The sequence below is a fragment of the Rothia sp. HMSC069C03 genome (assembly GCF_001811075.1).
Classification (GTDB): Bacteria; Actinomycetota; Actinomycetes; order Actinomycetales; family Micrococcaceae; genus Rothia; species Rothia mucilaginosa.
On record NZ_KZ627133.1, the window covers coordinates 159,073 to 183,023 of the forward strand.

A 23,951-nucleotide genomic window follows, 5' to 3' on the forward strand; every position below is an offset into this window, starting at 1 on the left:
TGACGGAACGTCCTACACCAATTATCACATAAGAAGTAACGCGGGGCACGTCCAAACACCCCCGTACCACTTCTATGACACTATATTTTCCTTATCCTATCTAACCGCTCAATAAGCGCCCCTTCCCAAGGCCCTAGAAGTACCCCTATTACTCACCTCCAGCAGACAGCCATCAGACACACCAAAAGGCTCAGGGCCCCACACCATGAAGGTGCAGAGCCCTGAGCCTTAGGCTAGAGAGCTAAACTCTCACAGCGCCTTAGCGGGAAGAAATGACGCGCTCGGAGAAGCGGTTCGGGTTACCGAAACGGTGTGCGGTAATCGAAACAGCCTGCTCGCGGAGGAAGGGCAGCATCTCGATACGGCCAGCCTCGGTGACGGGTGCGAAGTACACTGCAACGTCCGGGCGACCGCCCAGTGCGGTGTAGATGGACTTCTCATCGTTACCGATGTAGCGGATACGGGTGCCTTCCAGCGGGGTACCAGCCAGTGCGCGGACCGGGGTCTTTGCGTTGGATGCCAGGTACTCACGGAACTGAGCGTCCGACTTGACTTCGTACTTGATGCCCTTGTTCTCGAGGACGCCACGAACGTCGACCGGCAGGTCCTTACCGACGGACAGAGCAACCGGTGCGTTAGCTGCCAGACCGGCGAGCACAACGCGCAGGGTCTCTGCTGCGGATGCGGACTCGTCTGCACGAACCAGAACCTGGGTGGGTACGTAGCGCAGGATGTTGCGCTCCACGCCCAGCTTCGAGGGATCGTGGTCGAAGCCGAACTCGGTGTCCCAAGCGTGTGCGTCAGAGGAGACACCGCGCTTGATGAATGCGAAGTCATCGCGCTTGCCGAGCTCGGAGTTCTCGATGGTAGCCAGGGTCTCGCGAACGGTCACCGACTGGGTGGTTGCGGTTGCGGTTGCCTGTGCGGGCTCCCAATCGGACAGAGCAATCAGGTAGCTGGGGCCACCAGCCTTGGTACCGGAGCCAACGGTGGACTTCTTCCAACCACCGAAGGGCTGACGCTGAACGATTGCACCGGTAATTGCACGGTTCACGTACAGGTTACCTGCCTGGACCTTGGAGAGCCACAGCTCGAGCTCGTCAGCATCCAGCGAGTGCAGACCTGCGGTCAGGCCGTAATCGGGTGCGTTCTGCAGCTCGATTGCCTCTTCCAGGGTGTCAGCGGTCATGATACCCAGGATGGGACCGAAGTACTCGGTCATGTGGTACTCAGAACCGGGCTTGACACCTTCGCGAACACCGGGGCTCCACAGACGGCCAGTGTCGTCCAGTTCCTTGGGCTGAACGAGCCAGCGCTCGCCCGGGCCGAGGGTGGTCAGACCGCGCAACAGCTTCTCTTCCGGCTTCTGAACAACGGGGCCCATCTCGGACTCGATGTCCTGCGGGTGTGCCACGTGCAGGGAGCTGACGGAGTCAAGCAGCTGACGGCGGAAACGCTCAGACTGTGCCACGGAGCCAACCAGGATGACGGTGGAGCCAGCGGAGCACTTCTGACCTGCGTGACCGAATGCCGAGTAGACGACGTCCTTGACGGCGAGGTCGATGTCAGCGTTCGGGGTGACGATGATGGAGTTCTTACCCGAGGTCTCACCGAACAGGGGCAAGTCATCACGCCAGGAGCGGAAGAGCTCAGCGGTCTCGTAACCACCGGTCAGGATCAGGCGGTCAACCTCGGGGTGCGAGATGAGCAGCTTGCCTGCAGCGCGGTCAACAACCTTGACGAGCTTCAGAACTTCCTTGGGAACGCCTGCATCCCACATGATCTCTGCGATCAGGGCACCGGTGCGAGCGGTGATGGTTGCGGGCTTGAAGATGACAGCAGAACCTGCAGCCAGACCAGCCAGAACACCACCGGCGGGGATAGCGGTCGGGAAGTTCCACGGGGGAACAACCAGGGTCAGGTCAACGGACTTGGGCTTTGCGCCGTCGATCTTCTCGAGGTCCTCAGCCAGCATTGCGTAGTAGTATGCGAAGTCGATTGCCTCGGAGACCTCGGTGTCGCCCTGCTCCAGGGTCTTGCCAGCCTCAGCTGCCATAACCTCCAGCAGGTCACCGCGGCGCAGTGCGATTGCCTTACCGACCTTGCGCAGAATCTCTGCACGCTCGTGGCCGGAGAGCTTGCCCCATGCCTTGCCAGCCTCTTCGGTTTCCTTGATCAGCTTCTCAGCCTCAGCCTCGCTGGTCAGCTCGTTAGCCTTGAGGGTGTCGATGCCCAGCTTGGTGGTCTTGGAACGCTCGAGGATTGCGCGGCCCCACTCGCGGTTACCGGAGAGTGCGGGGTCGGTGTCGGGGGTGTTCTCGAAGCGGCCTGCCGGTACGAAGACGTTGTCCTCGTTCTCGGTCAGACGGTTCTGAGTGCGCTTGGATGCGGGAACCTCATCGGTGACGGAGTTCAGTGCACGCATGAAGCGGTCCTCTTCGCGCTTGAAGATGGACTCGTCGGTTGCCAGGTCGAAGATACCGGACATGAAGTTCTCGGAGGAAGCGTTCTCCTCGAGACGACGAATCAGGTATGCGATAGCAACGTCGAATTCCTTGGGGTTCACGACGGGCACGTACAGCAGCAGGTGGCCAACGCGACGGCGGATGATCTCTGCCTGCTGCTCAGCCATACCAATCAGCATCTCGAACTCGACGCGGTCCTTCACGCCACGGTCCTCGGACAGCAGCAGTGCGAAAGCAACGTCGAAGAGGTTGTGGCCTGCAATACCGAGGCGAACGTTCTTCACGTGCTCGGGACGCAGTGCGTAGTCCAGAACGCGCTTGTAGTTGGTGTCAGCAGCCTGCTTGGTGTCCCAGGTGGTCAGCGGCCAGCCGTGCATAACAGCTTCCACGATTTCCATGGAGAGGTTTGCACCCTTAACCAGGCGGACCTTGATGCCTGCGCCGCCAGCAGCAACGCGCTTTGCGGACCACTCCTGCAGGTGCTGCATTGCAGCCAGGGTGTCGGGCAGGTATGCCTGAAGCACGATACCGGCTTCCAGGTCCTTCAGGTGGGGCTGGTCCAGGATCTTGGTGAACACCTCAATGGTGAGATCCAGGTCCTTGTACTCCTCCATGTCCAGGTTGATGAACTTCTTGGGGGAGGTGGATGCAGCCAGCTCGTACAGCGGGGTCAGGCGGCGAACAGCGGTCTCAACAACCTCGTCGAATGCCCAGTGCTGGTGGGGGCCGGAAACAGCGGACACCTTGATGGAGACGTAGTCAACATCGTCACGTGCCAGCAGGCGCTTGGTCTCAGCCAGGCGGTGCTCTGCTTCCTTGTCACCCAGAACTGCCTCACCGAGCAGGTTGACGTTCAGGCGGTTACCGGTCTTGGTCAGCTCTGCGATTGCGTCGCCCAGCTTCTCCTCGGAAGCGTCGACAATCAGGTGACCAACCATCTCGCGCAGCACGCGGCGTGCAACGGGAACGGTGGGCCATGCGACCTTGCCAGCCAGCTTGCCACCGAAGCCAACAGCGGACTTCATGTACCAGGGCAGGAAGGAAGGTGCCAGGCCTGAAATACGGGAAAGGTTGCGGCCGGAGACGTTGTCGTCTTCGGGGCGAATAACGCCATCAACAAAGCCGACGGTGAAGGGAAGACCATTGGGGTCCTTCAGAACACCGGCGAGCTGCTCAGCCGCGAAGGTGGGCTTGATCGACTGGGACTCATTTACCCACTGACGAACAAGCTGACGAGCTTCCAGAGCCATCTTCTGGTAGTGCTCAGATGCGAAAGGATGGGTCATCCTTGACTCCTAACTATCTCACTGTGTGCGGTGCACACCACGTTTGGCGATGTCTCTATTTCACCACAAAAGGGTAATAAATACCTCATTAGAAAAACTGAATGTTTTTTCCAAAATCCATTTAGTTTTTCTAAATGATTGTGCGGTGCGGTTCCCGCCCGGCAACCCTCCGAACACCGAGCCCAAAGAGAAGAAACGAAGACCATAGCGACATCGCTATCAATCCCTCTCAGGCTAGCACTTTCAGAAAGCAAATACCGAACCCATTCCGTAACATTCGAACACTTCAAAACCATTCCCAAAAGCATCTATAGAACTAAGGTTCACCACACTCTCCCGGAATACCCGCCGTACAAGCCAACACGCGTCTCCGAAGGTCTCCCCGTCTCAAAAAGAGCCACACAAAAGCCCACGCGGTACCATAGACAAGAGTCCACAATGAGAGACGCACCACGGAAGAGTTCGGGAGTGCAACCCACCCGAACAACCGGGCGCACCAGGGAGGAAAAACGTGTCAATCTACGACATCCGACGCATGCAAATGCTCCTCGAAATCCAAGAACGCGGCACCATCATCGCCGCCGCAGAAGCGCTCAGCCTCACCCCCTCCGCCGTCTCCCAGCAGATTGCCACCCTCGAAAAAGAAACCGGCACCCCGCTTCTGCAGCGCATCGGCAGGCGCGTACAGCTCACCAGCGCCGGACTCATCATCGTCGACAGTGCCCGCAGCATCCTACGCGAACTCGACCGCATGCAAACCTCCGTCGCCAACCTCACCGGCGAACCCGCCGGCATGGTGCGCCTCGCCATCTTCCAGTCCGCAGCCTTCGCACTGCTACCCGCAACCCTCAGCTACCTTGCCGAGCACGCCCCCTCGCTCACCCTGCAGGTACTGCAAATCGATCCCGAAACCGGCACCTCCCTCACCCGAAGCCGCGAATACGACATGGTGCTCTCCGAAGCCTACCCGCACCACCACATCCCCGAATACCCCGAGCTACACTCCGAACTACTCACCGAAGACCCGCTCAGCCTCATCGTGCCCAGCACCTCCACCATCACCTCTATTGAAGAGGCGCACGCACTCCCCTGGGTCCTCGAAATGGAGCAGAACACCTCCCGCAGCTGGGCACTCAACCAGTGCCGCACCGCCGGGTTCGAACCGGTCATCCGCTACAGCGCCAACGACATGATTACGAACTCCAACCTCGTCAAGGCTGGATTCGCCGTCACCATCGTGCCCGGCTTCATCCTCTCCTCCCTCTCCACCACCGAGGGGCTACGCATCGTCGAGCTACCCGGCAAACCCTCCCGCAAAATCTTCACCGCGGTACGCCGCGAATCCGCCGCCAACCCCGCCATCGCCATGGTGCGCGAAGCACTGCACCACGCGGTCAAGGTAGCATTCGGCGAGCATGAAAAGACCGAAACCGCATAGGAAAACTCAGCCGCCGCCCATGCCGGCACACCAGACAAAGCAAAGGTCGGGGCCGTTCCCACGAACGACCCCGACCTTTCACTATGCCTTTTTGAACAGGCGCCTATATATAGAGGTATAAAAGTACAGGCAGCGGAGCTACTCCCCCGCCGCGCCCATCCTTAGTAGGAGCCATAGGGGCCAGCGCAACCGCTAGTTCAGCGCAGCAACCACAGCCGGGCTCTGCACCTCATAGAACGAAGAGGACAGACCAGCCGCCGCCATATCCAGCACAGCGCTCACGTGCACATTCTTCAACGCAGAACCGGCAACGCCCGAAGCCACCTGATAATTCAGCTGAACATCCAAGCGGTGACCGCGAGGAATAGCAGTGCGCAACTCCAGAACGTTCTCGCTGCCAGCACCAGCCTGACCGGTCTGCTCGCTACGGCGCACCGCATCAAGATTCAGAGCATCCACAGGAGCCACCAGGGCCGAAGCACCCAAGCCGCCCGAAGGCAGCACCGCCTGACCCGAGGAAACACGAAGAGTCACCGCAGGATTCAACAACAAACCAGTCTTCGGATCCTGCGCGCGAGCACGCACCATCAGGCGAGTACCCACCGGCAGCGTCGAATTGCCCTCATTAATAATGCTCAGGCGAGTCGGCAGATTCCGGAAAGCAACAGTACGTGCCGGCTGACTCTGCAAAGACACAGCCTGCACACCGTTAGCAGCCTTCAACTCCAGGCGGATGCACGACTCGTTATAGCGCATCGGAACCTGCACCAGCGCAGAACTCGCCGCGCCGCCGTGCTGTCCACCGCCGTGCTGACCGCGCTGCCCGCCACGCTGTCCGCCAGGGCGCTGGGTCACCGGGGTCACGCGAGCGCGCTTACCGCCCGAACGAGTTGCCGCCGCCGCAGCGCTCACGCCGCCAGCTACCAGAGCAGCCGAAGCACCCGCAACCTTCAACGCGGTACGGCGAGAAGCGTTCCTCAGATTATTCTTAGTCATTTTCTACTCCTCTAAGCCTTCGCGATACGGTACACGCCGCTAATCGTGCCCTGCCACCAGGTGCCGTAACGGTCAATCGTGCCCACCATCTGCAGGGTGTCACCACCGCCAAGCAGCAGGCTCACATGCTGAGGCAGGCGCTGCTCGTGCATCGTCTTACCGGTTTCCATTTCCAGCGCGACAGCCCAGGCGTAAGCGCCATTCGCCAAACCAGCCGGGCCGCGGCGACGCTCACAGGTATAAATCAGACCATCAGCGGTGGAATAGCGAGGAACAGCCGAAGAGTACACATCCTTACGGTCCCAAATCTTACGCAGACCGCGGTCGGTAATATCCCAACGCTCCATACCGGGAGCAAAAAGCGCATTCGCAGGAACCGACGGGCCGGCACCCTCCGGATACTTCGGGTAGGGGTAGCCGTAGGTGCTTGCACCGACCATCGTGTTGCCCACACCAATCATGGAGTTCTCAGTGCCAGAGGTACCGGCAGTAAACAGGCCGGCACTACCGACCTTCGCACCGTTATCGGTGCGGTACACAATGACCGACTCCTGAATATCAGAGTTATCGGTCAGCATCACGTAATCCGAACCGTTCGGGCCAAAGAACGTCGGCGAGGCACCAGAACCCCACGCGAGCTTACCGGGCTTGCGGGCGCTACCTCGATCGTACGCATGCCACCACTTGAGGGTGGGCGCGCCGGTTGCGGTAGCGTTCAGCATATAAATAGCGTGGGAAGTCACCACACTCACACCCTGCGGGCACGCCGAAATCGAGTTATCGATACGTTCACCCGCAATAGACGCCTTATTCAGGCGCATTGAGCGAATCGTGCCGCGGGCAGAATCAATCACCGCAATGTAGCCGTTCTTCGTCGCAACCCAAATGCGACCGGACCAGTCGGGTACCAGACCAACCACAGCGTCATTAGCACTCTGGGCGAGCATGCGGCTCAGGTCAATACGCTCATCAACTCGGATGCTGCGTCCGTCAGCAGAGTGGGAGAGGCGCAACAGGCACTGAGAGCCATCCACCAAAACCATGCGGTCCTGCGCGTCAAGGTAGGCATACACGCCACCGAGCAGTGCGCCCTTCGGGATGTCCAAGTGGGAGAGCTCGCGGCCGGTATGAGGATCAAGAATAGAAAGCTTCGGGGTAATGAACTCGCCGTGGGCGAAGACCTGGGTGCAGAGCACCTGAATAAAGCCGTCGCGTCCAGCAAGGATCGTCGGGCAGGCGCCGCCGAGCTTCGTGCCGGTAATCTTCCAGTCGCCAGCGCCGGGGCCAGCAAGAGGAGTAGCGTCGGAAGACTGGGCATCACCGTGCATGGTGGTAATGCCGGGTGCGCCCAGGTGCGGATTCGCCTGGGCGTTATAGGTGGGGGTCATGGTTGGCTCTTTCTAACGGTGAGTGGCGCACACCTTCAATGGAGTGCACAAATATGCGCTTTCACATGCGCAAACGTTTCACATTGTAGGGTCAGAAAGCAGTTTTTGACGACACTAAAGGGTACCTTGAAACATTGTTCAGGCAACACTTGAGAGCTTCACTAGGAAAGCTCTCAAGCACTACCCTTTCAGATTCAAGGTGCCCTTTTAACCCATAGCCACGGACCTTCATACCCGCGAACCTCGTGTCCGCGACGATTATTTTTAGCTATTTCTCCATGAGCGCCTTTGCCAGGGCATCATCAAGAACCAAGTCAGTAATTGCGCCCGTACGCAACGCGCCGCGCAAAGCACGCACACGGTGAGTACCGGACGCAACGCAAATACGGCGCGGAATGCGGGCAAGCTCCTTCGGAGTCGGACCGGACGCACGCTTATTCAACTCAAGATCAGCCCACGAGCCGTCCTCACGCAGAAGAATCGTGCACATATCCCCCACAACGCCCAGCTCACGCAACTGACGCTGCTCCTGCACCTCAAAATAGCCACCCGAATACACGTGAGAAGGAATAGGTCCACCAAAAGCACCCACGCCAAAAATAGCGAGGTCAACATTCTGCTGGGCATGCAGATTCTTCTGCACGCTACGCTCACGCCACATGGCGGTCTTCGTGTCCGCATAGTCAAAGAACGCGGGAACCGGAAAATGGATAGTCTGCGCATCATAGGCATTCACCAACTGCCCCAGCAAGGAACCCAAGTACGGAATACCCGAATGGTGCGCATTACCGGCGCCGTTCATCTGCACGACAGTCACGCCTTTCAGAGGACGACGCGGCAGATGACGAGAAATCTCAGTCATCGTTGAACCCCACGCCACACCCAGGCTCGTTCCATTATCAATCAGGGAATCAAGGAGAGCCGCCGCGGTACGGGATACCTGACTCATACGGGCAATGGGGGTAGCATCCGAACGGACATTCACGAGAGTAACGCGCACCTTATAGCGCTCACCGATGCGGCGCTCAAGCTCGCTGCGGGCACGGAAGGAATCATCTAGACGGATCTGCACCATGCCGCTTTCACGAGCACTTTTAAGCAGACGTGACACAGTGGCTCGAGAGACCCCCAGACGGGCCGCGATAGCGTCCATCGTCATGTTGTGAATGTAGTAAAGCTGCGCTGCCTCGTAGGTATGGTTAGCGCGTTCGTTCATCTGCCACAGACCCCCAGTGAAAATCCGTTCATACTGCTTGGTTATTATTTCACCATTGGGTTTTACTAAATGCAAGATGAAACCCCCACGCCGCACAAGCGGCAATACAGGAAAGAGCAGTACATGAGCTCCCAGCACATTGCACAGCAGTCTCAGCTGACCGCCGAGTCCCGCGCCAAGGCGCTCAAGAGCATGGTCAACGAAGAACTCGACATCTTGGTCGTCGGCGGCGGCATCACCGGTGCAGGCATTGCCCTCGACGCAGCAACCCGCGGTCTGCGCACCGGTATCGTCGAAGCAGGCGACTGGGCTGCAGGCACCAGCGCATGGTCCTCCAAGCTCGTTCACGGCGGCCTGCGCTACCTCTACAACCTCGACTTCAAGCTCGTGACCGAAGCACTGACCGAGCGCGGCCTGCTGCTGAACAAGATCGCACCCCACCTGGTGCACGCACAGCCCTTCCTGTGGCCCCTGAAGATGCCCGTCATCGAGCGCGCATACTCCGCAATCGGCATCGGCATGTACGACACCCTCGCATTCCTCGGTTCCCGCGGCAACAAGGGCGTCCCCTCCCAGCGTCACTTCACCAAGACCGGCACCAAGACCGTCTTCCCCGACATCAAGGACTCCGCATTCAGCGGCGCAATCCAGTTCTACGACGCACGCGTTGACGACGCACGCCTCGTCATCGACGTCGTCCGCACCGCTGCAGGCTACGGCGCACTGGCTGCATCCCGCACCCAGGTTGTCGGCTTCACCAAGGACGCATCCGGCCGCGTCATCGGCGCAGAGCTGGCAGACCTGGAGACCGGTGAGCGCCTGAACGTACGCGCAAAGCACGTCATCAACGCAACCGGCGTGTGGACCGAAGAGTCCGAGTCCCTGGCTAACCCCGATGCAGGCCTGGAGGTTCTGGCATCCAAGGGTATCCACATCGTGGTTCCCCGCGACCGCATCAACGCAACCAGCGGTATCTTCACCAAGACCGAGAAGTCCGTTCTCTTCATCATCCCCTGGCAGCGTTACTGGATCATCGGCACCACCGACACCCCCTACACCGAGGACCGCGAGCGCCCCGTCGCAACCAGCAAGGACATCGACTACGTCCTGATGCAGGCGAACAAGCTGATCGCTAACCCGCTGACCCGCGAAGACATCATCGGCACCTACACCGGCCTGCGCCCGCTGCTGCAGCCCAAGGTCAAGGACGGCGCAGCATCCACCAAGGTTTCCCGCGAGCACACCGTGACCGAGGTTGCACCCGGCATGAGCGCAATCGCAGGCGGCAAGCTCACCACCTACCGTGTCATGGCTGCCGACGCTGTCGACTTCGCACTGGGCGAGCAGGCTAAGCAGAACCCCTCCGTGACCGCAACCATCGGCCTGGTCGGCGCAGACGGCTACCACGCAATCGCTGCTAACCGTGCACGCTACGCAGAGCGTTACGGCTGGGATGAGGACCGTATCACCCACCTGCTCGAGCGTTACGGCGCGCAGATTGAGGACCTCGGCGCTCTCATCGACGCTGACCCCTCCCTCGGTGCTCCCCTGGCTAAGGCACCCCAGTTCCTGCGTGCAGACGTCGTCTTCGCTGTCCGCTACGAGGGTGCCCTGCACCTGGAGGACGTTCTGGTCCGCCGCGTACGCCTCGACCTCGAGCAGCGCGACCGCGGCCTGGCAGCAGCAGACGAGATTCTCGACATCATGCGTTCCGAGCTCGGCTGGGACGACAAGAAGGTCAAGGAAGAACTCGACCTCTACGCAGCACGCGTACAGGCCATCCGCGAGGCGGAGTCCACCTCCACCGATGCTGAAGCATCCGCAAAGATTGAGGCTGTCACCCCCGTGGCACCCCGCGTGAAGCTCTAATCCTTAGAGCTTTCGCACACCTTTCGTGGCCGGTTATCTGGTACGAACCGACCGTTCACCCCTCACCGAGCATGGGTTAGCTCATATTCTTCGGTGAGGGGTGGACGGAAGGTTAAATAACCGTTTACGATAATCCCCTGCATAAGAAGCAGCGAGCTAAATACAGGGTTAGCCCACTGGTACGATCTGCTTCTCAATCAGACATTCAACCAACAATTTTCGTAGCAACCGCTACACATTTCAGCACAGCGTTGTGCCCCGATCCGCCCGTGCGGTGAGGATGCACGGGAACATGCAAGCAAAGGTTCGCTTGCCTTCCAGACGCTTCGTCTTCAAGGAGCAACAATGTCTCTTCTTGCTTCCGCAGGAACTGTACTTGCAGCCGGCTCTTCCGCTCTCGTGGATGCATCCGGCGCCCCCACCACCCTCGGAATCTTCGCTTCCGAGTTCTTCGGCACCTTCATCCTGATTCTGCTCGGTGCCGGCGTATGCGCCGCAGTGACCCTCAAGAAGTCCTACGCTAAGGACGCAGGCTGGGGTGTTATCACCTTCGGATGGGGTCTGGCAGTGTTCACCGCCGTGTACCTCTCCTTCCATTCCGGTGCACACCTGAACCCCGCTGTGACCGTTGGCCTGGCAACTGCAGGCCGCGACCTGGCAACCGGCGTTCCCGCAACCCCCGGCAACATTGCCCTGTACATCGTCGCTCAGATGCTCGGCGCAATGGCCGGCGCAACCGCAGCCTACCTGACTTACAAGAAGCACTTCGATGAGGACCCGGGCGACCGCCTCGGCATCTTCGCAACCGGCCCCGCCATCAAGTCCTACGGCTGGAACTTGCTCACCGAGATTATCGGCACCTTCGTCCTGATTGGCTGGATCATCGCATCCGGTAAGACCCCCAGCGAGCTCGGCCCCCTGGCTGTTGCCCTGGTCGTTGTATCCATCAGTATGAACCTCGGTGGCGCAACCGGTTCCGCTATCAACCCCGCACGTGACCTCGGCCCCCGTATCGCCTACACCTTCCTGCCCATCCCCGGTAAGACCGGCTCCAACTGGTCTTACGCATGGGTTCCGGTTGTTGGCCCAATCATCGGCGCTATCCTCGCAGGCCTGATCGTTCCGGCAGTTCTGCCCCTCTAAACCTCTCTAATACCCCCGTTCTTTTGTTCTAAGGAAAAATCAATGACGACTTCTCTGCACTCCGCAACCCTCAACGTCGAGCGCAAGTACATCCTCTCCATCGACCAGGGCACCACCAGCTCCCGCGCGATCCTGTTCAACAAGGCGGGCGAGAACGTGGCTCAAGGCCAGCTCGAGCACGAGCAGATCTTCCCCAAGGCCGGCTGGGTCGAGCACAACGCAACCGAAATTTGGCAGAACGTCCGTAAGGTCGTAGCAATGGCTATGGCAAACGGCGAAGTCAACCACCACGAAATCGCTGCAGTCGGCATCACCAACCAGCGTGAAACCACCGTCGTGTGGGACAAGAACACCGGTGAGCCCGTCTACAACGCAATCGTCTGGCAGGACACCCGCACCCAGGAAATCGTTGAAGAGCTCGCAGGCGAAGAGGGCGTTGGCAAGTACCACGACATCGTCGGCCTGAACCTCTCCACCTACTTCTCCGGCCCCAAGATCAAGTGGATCCTGGACAACGTTGAAGGCGCACGCGAGCGCGCAGAACGCGGCGACCTGCTCTTCGGCAACACCGACACCTGGCTGGTCTGGAACCTGACCGGTGGTGTTGACGGCGGCGTTCACGTCACCGACGTAACCAACGCATCCCGTACCCTGCTGATGAACATCCGCACCCTCGAATGGGATCCGCAGATCGCTGCAGACATGGGCATCCCCATGAGCATGCTGCCCGAAATCAAGTCCTCCTCCGAGGTGTACGGCTTCGGCCGCGCAACCGGTCTGCTTAACGGCACCCCGATTGCCGGTATCCTGGGCGATCAGCAGGCTGCCACCTTTGGCCAGGCCTGCTTCGAGAAGGGCATGGCGAAGAACACCTACGGTACCGGTAACTTCATGCTCATGAACACCGGCAACGAGCCCGTCTTCTCCAACAACGGTCTGCTGACCACCGTCGCATACAAGATTGGCGACGCAGCACCCGTCTACGCTCTGGAAGGCTCGGTCGCAATGAGCGGCTCCCTGATCCAGTGGCTGCGCGACAACCTGCGCATGATTGAGCACGCTGCAGAGTCTGAGGAACTGGCTACCTCCGTCAAGGACTCCGGTGGCTGCTACGTTGTTCCCGCGTTCTCCGGCCTGTTCGCACCTCACTGGCGTTCCGACGCTCGCGGCGTCATCGTTGGTCTGACCCGCTACGTGAACCGTGCACACATCGTGCGTGCGGCGCTGGAAGCAACCGCATTCCAGACCCGCGAGGTTCTGGACGCAATGAACGCTGACTCCGGTGTTGAGCTCTCCGAGTTGCGCGTGGACGGCGGCATGACCGCTAACGAGTTCCTCATGCAGTTCCAGGCTGACATCCTCGGCGTTCCCGTGATCCGCCCGAAGGTTGTTGAGACCACCGCTCTGGGCGCAGCATACGCTGCAGGTATCGCTGTTGGTTTCTGGACCGGCGAGCAGGACGTTGTGGACAACTGGGCTGAAGATAAGCGCTGGCTGCCCTCCATGGAGCCCGCAGAGGTTGACCGCCAGTACCGCCTGTGGAAGAAGGCTGTCTCCCGCACCCTCGAGTGGGTTGACGAGGACGTTCCGACCGCCTAATCGCAGCACCCGTTGCCTAACGGCACAGTCCGCGTACTAACGAAGCTCCGGCTACTTCTCCCCCGCTATGGGGTTAAGGCAGCCGGGGCTTTTCGCTGTTTTATGACGCTCAATTCAGCGTTTATTGCGGCGTAATTTCTACAAAAATTAGTGCTAGGGTACCGTTGGTTTTTGTAAATTTGGTATCTTCCGCCGATCACCTGGCGCGGTGTTGTTCGTGAGGTGTCAGTACCGCACAGGACCCGTACGCGACATATTCATGCACTGTCCTGACAGGAGCCGACGGTTCGCGCTAATACTTTATTTACGCTCCCGTCCGCCGTGGTGCTTCACGTACCGCGGCGGACGGACTTTTATCTCTTGTTACTTGGTTCTCTGCGTTAACGATGAGCGGGTTTCATTTTTCGTGTTGCAGTTCTCGCTGTAAAAATCACTGGTTTTATGCCCCTTGTTGAGATACCCGTTCACATGTTGTGTGGGGGTTGGTCTAACAGCGTTTATTTACCTTTGATGTCCACTTCAAGCGCCGTATCATAGATATATAGGCTTATTGATTCTATTCTGACCACCGAAGATGGCGGTTAGTTACGTATCTGGCACCTTCCGGTGGTCGTGAGACCGGAGAGAGGCTCCGTTGGAAGGAGGGAGCGGGTTTCCCGCACCGATTATGGTTGATGTCCGTCGCCGCAAGCTTGCAATTATTACTATGAACGTTTCAGTTCTTGCAGCTGCTCTCTCCTGGCTGTTGGTGCTCTTCTCTGTCATGTATTCTCCCGCAGCTATACCGTGGGCTCTGGGCGTTGCTATCGTACTGACTGTGATTGGCGCCTACGCGCTGTACCGCTACTACTCCAAGTACTCACACATGCTCCCGAACGAGGACCCGGACGCGCACGATGTGCTCGGTCACGACCTGCACTCGACTCACCTGCCGCATCTGCACCACACGGAGCGCACTTCTGACGGCGCGTAATTCTGATGGAGCGTAATTCTGACAGGGCAGCCGCTAAGTAGCGAGCTCCTCATCCCCTAGACAGCAAAATGTGCCGCCTCACCAATACCGGTGAGGCGGCACATTTACTTTAAGATAGCGGTTCAGAGTCCGGCCCTGCAACCATGTCTGGACGGTTTGAGCCAGTGCTTTGACGCCCTTCGACTTCAGCTCTATCTAGTTCTGTCCTTTTGTTCTTTTGAACTACAAGAGCGTTATATTTCCAGCCGAGGATTCGTTCAAAAAGCCATCCACCCCAGATGAGCGCAGCGGTAATGAGAGCGACAGGAATCAGAAAGATGAGGACTTTCGGGTCGCGGGTGTGGTCTGAGGTGCTCCCCGCGGTGAGCTCCCACAGCGCAAGGATTGGTACCGCCATTATAGGCATCACTATAAAAAGGATGATGGCATAGTAAATGCCCATCATGCTACCAGGCCTACCTCTATTTATACGGGCCTGGGTAACAGCTCTCTTCAGACGTTTGTATTCATCTAAGGTTTCACCGTCTAGATGCGAAGCATCAGGGATCTTGGCCATGACGTACCGTACGGCTTCTAAATCTGAGGGCGAGCAAATAAAGATATGCCCCTGGGAGGTAACGGTATATTCTTTCGCGATGTCGAGGCACGCCTGCGCGTAACGGTTATTGAGCTCTCGACTCTCCGGGTTTTCTTTGAGTTGCCGGCGGATGTCTTTCAGGTCTTCCATGTTTCTCCTTGCAATTTCAGTCGTCGTTGAGCCCATCGTTGAGGCACGAGAAACACAGGTCATCCCCCCACCCTCTGCGGGGTGGAGAAGCCGGAGTATTGAATTGCGGTGTATCGGTGTGTACTTCACAGAATGCCAGTTCTTGGGGTTCAATCAAAATTGCCGGGGCATCCTGAGATGTTTCAACGGCGGTGCATACATCTCATATATAGCGGTCAGTTATAGACAAAACCCGCCACGGGTACGGTACGGAGGCGCCCCTCCCCTATGATGGTTGAAAGGGATATTTACCTCTAATACCATCTGCAGTACACGCCCACGAGCAAACGAGGAAGAGCATGACCAAAGCGACCGATTCGCCGCAGCCGCCGGAAGCGCTCGCGCGCTGGTACACGCGCTACGCAAGCCCCGTGGGCACTCTCTACATCGCCGCCCGCGCGGATGCAGTCGTCGGCATCTGGTACGAGGACCAGGCGCATTTTCCGCTCCCCCATGAGCTTGGTGGACTGATTGAGAATCCGGATGTCTATCTGCGGGAGCACGGCGTTGCAGATGGTGAAGAGCCAGCCGGTGAGTATGCTGCGGCGCGGCTGCTGTCGCGTGCTGAGGCAGAGCTCTCCGAGTATTTTGAGCGCAAGCGCACTTCTTTTACGTTGCCTCTAGATCCTGAGGGCACCGATTTTCAGCTGATTGTGTGGGAGCATCTGAAGACTGTTCCTGCCGGGTACACCACCACTTACGGCGAGATTTCGCGTGCGGTTGGTCCGGGTGCTCCGGCGCAGGCTGTGGGTCAGGCGGTCGGCCGCAATAAGGTTTCTGTTATGATTCCGTGTCACCGCGTTATTGGTGCTGATGGTAGTTTGACCGGCTACGCTGGCGGTGTTGAGCGTAAGCAGTTCCTCCTCGATTTGGAGGAGCCGGAAGAGGTGCGGGAGGCGCGGCTCTTCTAGCCATGTCACCCGGCGGTGTTTGAGACTTATCAGAGGGCGGAGCGTGCATCGGATGCGGGCTCCGCCCTCTGTCGTACTTGTTTTCGGTTTCGTTGCTCTGCACCACGACACATAATCGAATATACTTGCGATTTACTCACGCTAGAGCTACTGTTTAAGTAGAACATGCTTCCGAAATACTCGGATGAGCTGAGCACTCTCAGAGAGGAGAAACCGTGACCTCGCAACCTACTATTCCCGCCACCGCCTTCGAAAACACCCTGAGTTACCCCACGTAGGTGACTGATAAGCTTCTGCGCGACTACTACGACACCGAATGGGGTATAGCCGTCACCGATGAGCGGGGGCTCTTCGAAGCCCTGAGCCTCGAGGCTTTTCAGGTGGGGCTCTCCTGGCGCACGATTCTTGCCCGCCGTGAGGCATTTCGTCGCGCTTTCGAGGGGTTCGATCCCGAACGCGTGGCTGCGTTCACCGACCAGGATGTTGCCCGGCTCCTCCAGGACGAAGAGATTATCCGTAACGAGCGGAAGATTCGCGCGGTCATCTCCAACGCGCGACTGACCCTTCGGATGCGTGAGCTTGCCGCCACGCCGCGTGACGCGTCCGCGGAGGATGTTCATCTTCCCCTTATCACCCACTCTTCTACCCCGACCAATACGGATAGCGTTGAAGCGCCGAATGCCTGCCGCCGTCGAGTTCGTACGCTCCGCGATGAAGATTTGGACCGGATGCGCGAGCGCACCCTATCCGACGGCACACGTGTACCGGGCGGGCTACCGGCGTGGCTGTGGTCCTTCGTGCCGCACGAGACTATCGCACCACATACCCTGGACGATATTCCGACAGATACACCCGAGTCCGCGCTTCTTACCAAATCTTTTAAAGCTCTAGGAGGTGTGTTCTTGGGTCCGGTGACCGCCTATGCGCTCATGTGCGCGGTCGGTATGGTGGATGCGCACCTGGTGGGTTCGCATCGGCGAGGCTGTTCGGGGCTCTTTGCCTAAGCTCCCTCGCCCTAAGCTCCCTCGCCCTAAGCTCCCTCGCTCGGCGTGCTCGCGTCTGAGGGCGTAGAAAAGCCGCGCGCCACTTCGTAGAAGTAAGCACGCGGCTTCTATACGTTGAGATGTTCCGCTCTGAATTAGATCGTCACAGGGCTAGATCATCACGAAGAGGAAAATCAGCGCCAGCAGCGGCGGGGTCAGCTGAATCAGTGCCGGCTTGCGCTTATCCGGGGAGGTGAGGAACAGGTAGACACCGGCAATAGCCATGGAGCCCAGGCCTGCGAACATGAGTGCCACACCCACCTGCGGGGAGCCGAACCAGAAAGCGAGCAGACCGGTTGCGGCGATCCAGGAGAGCATCAGGTTGTACAGGCCCTGGTTTGCCGCCATCTCCTTGGTGGACTCGGCGAATTCTTCGGTCATTCCGAAGGTTTCGCGGCCCTTAGGCTTAGTCCAGAGGAAGGATTCGATAATCCAGATGTACACGTGAATAGCGATTGCTACGAAGGCAAAAACGGTGGTGACCGTTGCGAGTGCCTGCATTGTTTCTCCTTGAGTAGTAGGTCATCTGTTAGCCGTGTGTCTCACGCAGCGGGCGAGAGAGTAACGCACAGATAACAGCCGGGCAGCCTCTCCTGTGCACGTCTCCGGTGTGTGGGCACAAACACTAATTCTACTCCTGCCGGGTGGATTATCCGCATCGTATGACATTGGGTACCTCAGATACGGCAAACGCCCGCCGCGACATGACCTCGCAACGAGCGTTCTGCGTATCTCTCCGGTTCTTCCTCGAAGACAGGAAGAGTCGCTTAAAAAGCCTAGTGCCCGATGAGCGTGAGCAGGTACGTCCAAATGCACAGCAGTACCAGCAGGAAGAGACTGTACTTGATGGTTATGGAGGTAACCTTCGACTCCTGCCCTGCCTCGTTCACGGCGGCAACCGCCACTGCAATCGACTGCGGGGACACAATCTTGCCCATCACACCACCGGAGGTATTGGCTGCAACCAGCATGGCGGGGTCTACACCAATCTGATGCGCAGTGCTTGCCTGCAGACCGGCGAAGAGCACGTTATTGTTGGTCACCGAACCGGTCACAAACACACCAACCCAGCCGATTATGGGCGAGAAGAGCGGGAAGAGTGCACCCGCGGTAGCTACCGCCAGAGCGATGGAGGAGGTCATGCCCGCGTAGTTCATGAGGTTTGCTACGGACATGACCAGGCAAATCATGTAGATGGGCTTCTTCAGCTGCTGCCATGCACCGTTAAGCTCCTGCAGAGTCTCACGGACGGTAATTTTCGAGGTGAACGCAGAGAGCAGAGCCGCCACCAAAATGGCGGTACCCGCCGCACCCAGGATGTTCCAGTTGAAGACCGCGTGGATAGCTAGGCCTTCACCGTCGCCAATCTGGTGGTGGATACCGGGCACGTGGAAGCTCAGGTTTGCAAAGCCCAGGGCTCCGTTATGATCGAAGACGGGACGCAGCACGGTGGACCAGAGCAGGATGGTGATGGAAAGGAAGATGAAGGGACTCCAGGCGCTCGCAACTTCGCGCAGGCTGTACGTCGGTTCGTCCTGCGCGGAGAGCTCTTCCAGAGTCGGTGCGGTGGGCTCGCGATAGATGTGCTTGGGCTGCCAGAAACGCATCACGACCGCCAGGAACACCAGGCCGACAAGGGGCGGCACAATGCCGATGAGCTCTGGGTCCTGCAGGACCCACAGCATGATGCTCTGCAGGCCAGAAATCACGATACCAGTTGCGAGCGCTACTAAGCCTACCTCACGAATGCCGCGCAGACCGTCCTGAATAGCGACCACGAGCACGGGTACGAGGGCCGCAAAGATCTGCAGGACCCAAACCATATGGTTGGATAGGTGCCCCAGGTCTACGTTACCGATAGCGGCACCGGTGGTCACGGGAATACCAACCGCACCGTAGGCGCCCACGGTGGCGTTAGCGACCAGGGAGAGCATAGCGGCTTTGAGCGGGTTGAAGCCCAGGGCAACCAGTAGCGCCACAGAAATAGCAATCGGGATGCCGAAGCCCGCCGCGCCCTCAATAAACCCGGCAAAGCAGAGGGCGATGAGTAGCACCTGGATGCGCTGGTCCGCTGAGATTGAGGAGACAGAGGACCTCACGATGGCGAATTTTCCGCTGCGCACCGCGATGCGGTAGAGCCACACTGCCATGAGCACAATCCAGGCAATAGGCCATAGCGCTGAGAGGAATCCGTAGAAAATAGAACCTGCGGCTGCTGTCCAGGGCAGGTGGAAGACTCCGAGTGCGATGCACAGGGTCAGGGCTAGGGTGATTAGCGCTGATTTAATGCCGCTGAGTTTGAAAACCGTGAGGCAGAGTAAAAAAAGAATAATGGGGGATGCCGCTACAAGTGCAGAGAGCACCGGGGAGTTGAGGGGATCGTAGGTTTGCGACCACATGATAGTGGTATGTCCTTCCTCGCTGCAGGGTGTACCTACAGCGGTTTGGATGCCGCTGTAGGGTGCGTCCGCCTGCCCTTATGGGGTAGCACGAGGCGTAGCCTCACGACGCCTCTACCGCTGAGGGTCCCTGAACGTGAAAGGCGTAGCAACATCATGTGTCTGTGTTGTAGCCTTGGCTGAAGGCAGGGGGCGCGGGGAAGGATATTTCCACGATGCCGGGCGTTGGTTCTCTCGTTGGAGGCCTCGAAGCTAAAAGTTCCTTAGCTCGTGCTCTCGCCTACGGCGCCAATGCCCACTGAGAACTACATCACTGTGGCATGTGGGTCCTTTGCTAGGTGCTGGGTGCTTTTACAGTGTGAAACGCTAGTTAAGAGTCATTACGATTTAGTCCTTGTCGGTAGTTATTTTCTCCGGTCAGCCCCTTTCTGATGCTCGAGCCAAACCTATACGGCGGCTGGTAAGGATAAAGCCCCTCCCCGACCGCATGGAGTCGAGAAGGGGCTTTACCTCAGGATCATCAGGGGTTCAGCGTCACGTTGCTATCTACCCCTGGTATGAGCCTCAGGAATGGCTTTAGCCAGCCCTATGTGTTAGCCAGCCATGAGCGACAGCGCGAAGGACCAGACGCAGACCAGGCCCAGCAGAATAGCGCTGTACTTGATGGACATGGAGGTAATCTTCGATTCCTCACCTGCGCTGTTCACAGCCGCCGCAGCAATCGCGATGGACTGCGGGGAGACGATCTTACCCATCACGCCACCGGCGGTGTTTGCGGCAACAAGCAGGGTCGGGTCAACAGCAATCTGAGCTGCGGTGGTGGACTGCAGGCCCGCGAAGAGCACGTTAGCGTTGGTCACGGAACCGGTCACAAACACGCCAATCCAACCGATAATCGGGGACAGCAGCGGGAAGACCGGGCCGGCTGCCGCGAGCGCCAGAGCGATGGAGGTGGTCATACCGGCATAGTTCATGACGTTTGCGACGGACATGACCAGGCAGATCATGAGGATCGGCATCTTCAGCTGGTTCCAGGTGCCGCCGAGTTCTTCAAAGGCTTCACCCCAGCTAATCTTCGAGGTCAGCACGGTAATCAGTGCCGCCACCAGAATTGCGGTGCCGGATGCGCCCAGGGTGTTCCAGGAGAAGATGGCGGTCACGGTCTTACCGGCACCGGTAGTGATGGCTTCATGAATGCCGGGGATGGGGAATGCCAGGGTTGCAGCACCGAGCGGGCCGGTGGTTGCGAACACGGGCTTGAGCGCGGTGGACCAGAGCAGGATGGTTGCGGAGAGGAAGATGAAGGGGCTCCACGCCTTAACGATCTCGCCGCCGGTGTGCTTGACGTTCTGCTGAGCCTGGGCTTCTTCGAGGCTGGGTGCGGTGGGTTCACGGTAAATGTGCTTGGGCTGCCACTTCTGCATCACGAGCGCCAGTGCTACCAGGGACAGCAGCGGCGGGATGATGTCGACCAGTTCGGGAGAGCCGAGCAGCATCAGGATAGCTGCCTGACCGCCGGAGAAGATGACGCCGGTCATGAGTGCGACCAGGCCGACTTCGCGGATGCCGCGCATACCATCCTGGATTGCGACCATCAGTAGCGGCACGAAGGCGACGAAGATCTGCAGTACCGGAACCATGCCTGCGGACAGGTGCGCGGTGTCCAGGCCGCCGACCTTAGCTGCGGTGGTCACGGGGATACCGATAGCACCGTATGCACCGGATGCGGCGTTAGCTACCAGCGCCAGCATGGATGCTTTGAGGGGGTTGAAACCCAGGGATACCAGCAGCGCCGCAGAGATAGCGATCGGGATGCCGAAGCCTGCCGCGCCTTCGATGAAGCCACCGAAGCAGAAGGCAATCAGCAGCACCTGAATGCGCTGATCGTTCGAGATGGAGGAGACGGAGGAGCGCACGATGTCGAAGTTACCGGCGCGTACGGCGATGCGGTAGAGCCACACAGCCATGAGCACGATCCAGCCGATGGGCCATGCGCCCGAGAGGAAGCCGGAGAGGATGGAACCGGCACCTGCAGTGATGGGCAGACCGAAGACGGCACAACCGATGATGAGGGTGGTGCCGAGGGTCAGCAGTGCTGATTTGAGGCCGCTGAGTTTCAGGACGGTCAGGCCCAGCAGGAAGAGGATGATGGGCACTACGGCAACCAGTGCGGAGAGCACCGGTGAGTTCAGCGGGTCGTAGGTTTGCTGCCACATTGGGGCGGGTGTTCCTTTCGGTCTGTGTGTATTAGCGGTCGCTTCTTCCGGTACGGCACCTGTGCTGTATGGAAGCGTTAGGCCGCATAAAAACCGATGGGTCCGGTCCTTGCGTCGTGGATGGATCCATCGGTGAAGCGTGATGGTCTTGAGCTGCCGGGCGTTTGGTTACTTGACGTGGCGATATGCCGAGGCAATATACCGTGGCGCGGCGGCGGTGAGTGGAACCTTTCCCTCTCACTAGGTGCTCTTGACTTTATCTGTATAAGCTAACAGGTCTTCCTCGAGACTTCAGGATAGGGTGACCTTAAGTGTGCACAAATGATACCTATGTGCATAATTGCGCTCCTTAGCCGCGAACCTCCCGCCCCCCAGCACACAAACACAGAAACGCGAAAGCCCCCTCCTACCGAAGTAGAAGGGGGCTTTCGCTCAACCGTGTCGCGGGCACCTTACTTTCAGAGAAGGCAGGTTACACGCATCGGGGTTTCACGCTGTTTAGATACCAACCAGAGACAGGACGTAAACCCACACACAGGTGATAGCCAGCAGAGCTGCACTGTACTTGATCGCCATGGAGGTAATCTTGGATTCCTCGCCGGAGCTGTTCACAGCAGCAGCTGCAATTGCGATGGACTGCGGGGAAACAATCTTCGCCATCACACCACCGGCGGTGTTAGATGCAACCAGCAGGGTCTGGCTGACGCCAATCTGCTGTGCGGTGGTAGCCTGCAGGCCGGCGAAGAGGATGTTGTTGTTCACCACGGAGCCGGTCACGAACACGCCGATCCAACCGATGATCGGGGACAGCAACGGGAAGATTGCGCCCACAGCGGCAACAGCCAGTGCGATGGAGGTAATCATACCCGCGTAGTTCATGACGTTAGCAACGGACATGACCAGGCAGATCATGAGGATCGGGGTCTGCAGCTGCTTCCAGGTGCCGCCGAGCTCCTCGATAGCCTCGCCCCAGCTAATCTTGGAGGTCAGGATGGTGATGATTGCAGCCACCAGAATTGCGGTACCGGATGCACCCACGATGTTCCAGGTGAAGACCGCATCAAATGCCTTGGGGGTAGGAACAATCGGTGCAGCCTGCTGGATGCTCTGGTGCACCCACGGAATGTTGAAGCTCAAGTTGGTGAAGCCAAGCGCACCCTTAGCTGCAAAGACGGGCTTCAGAGCGGTGGACCAGAGAAGAATCACGACGGACAGGTAGACGAAGGGGCTCCATGCCTTGAGGATCTCGCCACCGGTGTGCTTGACGCTCTGCTGAGCCTGAACTTCTTCCAGGGAGGGAGCGGTGGGCTCGCGGAAGATGTGCTTAGGCTGCCACTTCTGCATGACCAGTGCCAGAGCGACCAGTGCTAGCAGCGGCGGGATGATGTCGACGAGTTCGGGGTTACCGAGGGTTGCGAGCAGAACGGACTGGCCGCCGGAGTAGATAACGCCAACCATGAGAGCTACCAGACCGACTTCGCGAATACCGCGCAGACCGTCCTGAATAGCAACGAGCAGCAGGGGAATCAGGCCCGCCATAATCTGGATAACCAGGACCATTTCGATGGACAGACCGTGTAGGTCCACGCCACCGCGGGTTGCTGCGGTGGTCACGGGGATACCGATAGCGCCGTACGCACCGGAGCTCACGTTAGCAATCAGAGCGAACATTGCGGCCTTGAGCGGGTTGAAGCCCAGGGACACGAGCAGTGCAGCACAGATAGCAATCGGAATACCGAAGCCTGCAGCGCCTTCAAGGAAGCCACCGAAGCAGAATGCGATCAGCAGCATCTGGATGCGCTGGTCGGTAGAGACAGAGGAGATGGAGGAGCGGACAATCTCAAAGCCGCCAGAACGCACGGAGATGCGGTAGAGCCACACTGCCATGAGCACAATCCAGCCGATGGGCCACATACCCGCGAGGAAGCCGTGGAGGATGGAGCCCACACCCGCGGTAACGGGCATGCCGAAGATAGCGCAACCGATGACCAGTGCAATAGCGAGGGAGATAACGGCAGATTTAATACCGCTGAGCTTCAGGACGGTGAGGCCCAGAAGGAAGAAAATAATCGGGACTGCTGCCACGAGTGCGGAGAGTGCGCTCGAGTTCAGCGGGTCGTAGATTTGCTGCCACATGGTTTATTGTGTTCCTTTCCGCGCCCGAGGGGCGGGATCGATTTGTGCCGTAAAACCTTCCCAGCGACGCTCGTGGCGGTGTGTGTGCCGTGTGCATAAGGCCTGGC

16 protein-coding genes are annotated in these 23,951 nt (G+C 58.8%); 7 read left to right on the forward strand and 9 right to left on the reverse strand.

The window, feature by feature from the left end:
• Positions 1 to 259 precede the first annotated feature (259 nt).
• Complete coding sequence (locus tag HMPREF2779_RS01945; RefSeq protein ID WP_105360685.1) at positions 260 to 3,751, reverse strand: bifunctional proline dehydrogenase/L-glutamate gamma-semialdehyde dehydrogenase; 3,492 nt, start codon at positions 3,749 to 3,751, stop codon at positions 260 to 262.
• A 511-nt stretch (positions 3,752 to 4,262) separates the two neighbouring features.
• Here HMPREF2779_RS01945 and HMPREF2779_RS01950 point away from each other — a divergent pair.
• Positions 4,263 to 5,189 (forward strand): LysR family transcriptional regulator, encoded by a 927-nt coding sequence (locus tag HMPREF2779_RS01950; RefSeq protein WP_105360686.1) that lies wholly within the window; start codon positions 4,263 to 4,265, stop codon positions 5,187 to 5,189.
• A 192-nt stretch (positions 5,190 to 5,381) separates the two neighbouring features.
• Here HMPREF2779_RS01950 and HMPREF2779_RS01955 read toward each other — a convergent pair whose 3' ends face one another.
• The 3 genes from HMPREF2779_RS01955 to HMPREF2779_RS01965 form a co-directional block, all read right to left on the reverse strand.
• Positions 5,382 to 6,185, reverse strand: a complete 804-nt coding sequence (locus HMPREF2779_RS01955) for a transcriptional initiation protein Tat (protein ID WP_105360687.1) — start codon at positions 6,183 to 6,185, stop codon at positions 5,382 to 5,384.
• A gap of 11 nt (positions 6,186 to 6,196) precedes the next feature.
• Positions 6,197 to 7,573, reverse strand: coding sequence for a 6-pyruvoyl tetrahydrobiopterin synthase (locus tag HMPREF2779_RS01960; protein ID WP_070687184.1), 1,377 nt, complete (start codon positions 7,571 to 7,573; stop codon positions 6,197 to 6,199).
• Between the two features lie 268 nt (positions 7,574 to 7,841).
• The gene (locus HMPREF2779_RS01965; protein WP_049359844.1) at positions 7,842 to 8,789 is read right to left on the reverse strand and encodes a sugar-binding transcriptional regulator; all 948 of its coding nucleotides are present in this window, start codon (positions 8,787 to 8,789) and stop codon (positions 7,842 to 7,844) included.
• Between the two features lie 123 nt (positions 8,790 to 8,912).
• Here HMPREF2779_RS01965 and HMPREF2779_RS01970 point away from each other — a divergent pair, with 123 nt between their 5' ends.
• From HMPREF2779_RS01970 to HMPREF2779_RS01985, 4 genes are all read left to right on the forward strand, one after another.
• Positions 8,913 to 10,658 carry a glycerol-3-phosphate dehydrogenase/oxidase gene (locus HMPREF2779_RS01970; protein ID WP_105360688.1) on the forward strand — a complete coding sequence of 582 codons (1,746 nt, stop codon included), beginning with the start codon at positions 8,913 to 8,915 and terminating at the stop codon, positions 10,656 to 10,658.
• Positions 10,659 to 11,003: 345 nt separating this feature from the next.
• Positions 11,004 to 11,801, forward strand: a complete 798-nt coding sequence (locus HMPREF2779_RS01975; protein WP_049340776.1) for an MIP/aquaporin family protein — start codon at positions 11,004 to 11,006, stop codon at positions 11,799 to 11,801.
• A gap of 42 nt (positions 11,802 to 11,843) precedes the next feature.
• A complete protein-coding gene (glpK, locus tag HMPREF2779_RS01980) occupies positions 11,844 to 13,400 on the forward strand; it encodes a glycerol kinase GlpK (RefSeq protein ID WP_060823693.1) in 1,557 nt (518 codons plus the stop codon).
• 706 nt (positions 13,401 to 14,106) lie between these two features.
• Positions 14,107 to 14,373, forward strand: a complete 267-nt coding sequence (locus HMPREF2779_RS01985) for an N-acyl-D-glutamate deacylase (RefSeq protein WP_233992197.1) — start codon at positions 14,107 to 14,109, stop codon at positions 14,371 to 14,373.
• A gap of 109 nt (positions 14,374 to 14,482) precedes the next feature.
• Here the strand turns inward: HMPREF2779_RS01985 and HMPREF2779_RS01990 are convergent, their stop codons facing one another.
• On the reverse strand, positions 14,483 to 15,100 hold the full coding sequence (locus HMPREF2779_RS01990) for a hypothetical protein (protein ID WP_105360689.1): 618 nt from the start codon (positions 15,098 to 15,100) through the stop codon (positions 14,483 to 14,485).
• A gap of 338 nt (positions 15,101 to 15,438) precedes the next feature.
• Here HMPREF2779_RS01990 and HMPREF2779_RS01995 point away from each other — a divergent pair, with 338 nt between their 5' ends.
• Together HMPREF2779_RS01995 and HMPREF2779_RS02000 are read left to right on the forward strand one after the other, a co-directional pair.
• Positions 15,439 to 16,050 (forward strand): methylated-DNA--[protein]-cysteine S-methyltransferase, encoded by a 612-nt coding sequence (locus tag HMPREF2779_RS01995; protein ID WP_070687196.1) that lies wholly within the window; start codon positions 15,439 to 15,441, stop codon positions 16,048 to 16,050.
• Between the two features lie 278 nt (positions 16,051 to 16,328).
• The gene (locus HMPREF2779_RS02000; protein WP_233992199.1) at positions 16,329 to 17,054 is read left to right on the forward strand and encodes a DNA-3-methyladenine glycosylase I; all 726 of its coding nucleotides are present in this window, start codon (positions 16,329 to 16,331) and stop codon (positions 17,052 to 17,054) included.
• A 150-nt stretch (positions 17,055 to 17,204) separates the two neighbouring features.
• On the opposite strand, the gene HMPREF2779_RS02005 is transcribed toward HMPREF2779_RS02000, so the two are convergent.
• From HMPREF2779_RS02005 to HMPREF2779_RS02020, 4 genes are all read right to left on the reverse strand, one after another.
• Positions 17,205 to 17,594: a DUF1304 domain-containing protein gene (locus HMPREF2779_RS02005; protein WP_070687200.1), complete on the reverse strand. Its 390-nt coding sequence runs from the start codon at positions 17,592 to 17,594 to the stop codon at positions 17,205 to 17,207.
• A 275-nt stretch (positions 17,595 to 17,869) separates the two neighbouring features.
• Positions 17,870 to 19,492 (reverse strand): L-lactate permease, encoded by a 1,623-nt coding sequence (locus HMPREF2779_RS02010; protein ID WP_070687202.1) that lies wholly within the window; start codon positions 19,490 to 19,492, stop codon positions 17,870 to 17,872.
• Between the two features lie 593 nt (positions 19,493 to 20,085).
• Positions 20,086 to 21,708 (reverse strand): L-lactate permease, encoded by a 1,623-nt coding sequence (locus HMPREF2779_RS02015; protein ID WP_105360690.1) that lies wholly within the window; start codon positions 21,706 to 21,708, stop codon positions 20,086 to 20,088.
• A gap of 498 nt (positions 21,709 to 22,206) precedes the next feature.
• Entirely contained in the window at positions 22,207 to 23,844 is a 1,638-nt protein-coding gene (locus HMPREF2779_RS02020) for an L-lactate permease (RefSeq protein ID WP_105360691.1), read from the reverse strand.
• Between the last annotated feature and the right edge of the window lie 107 nt (positions 23,845 to 23,951).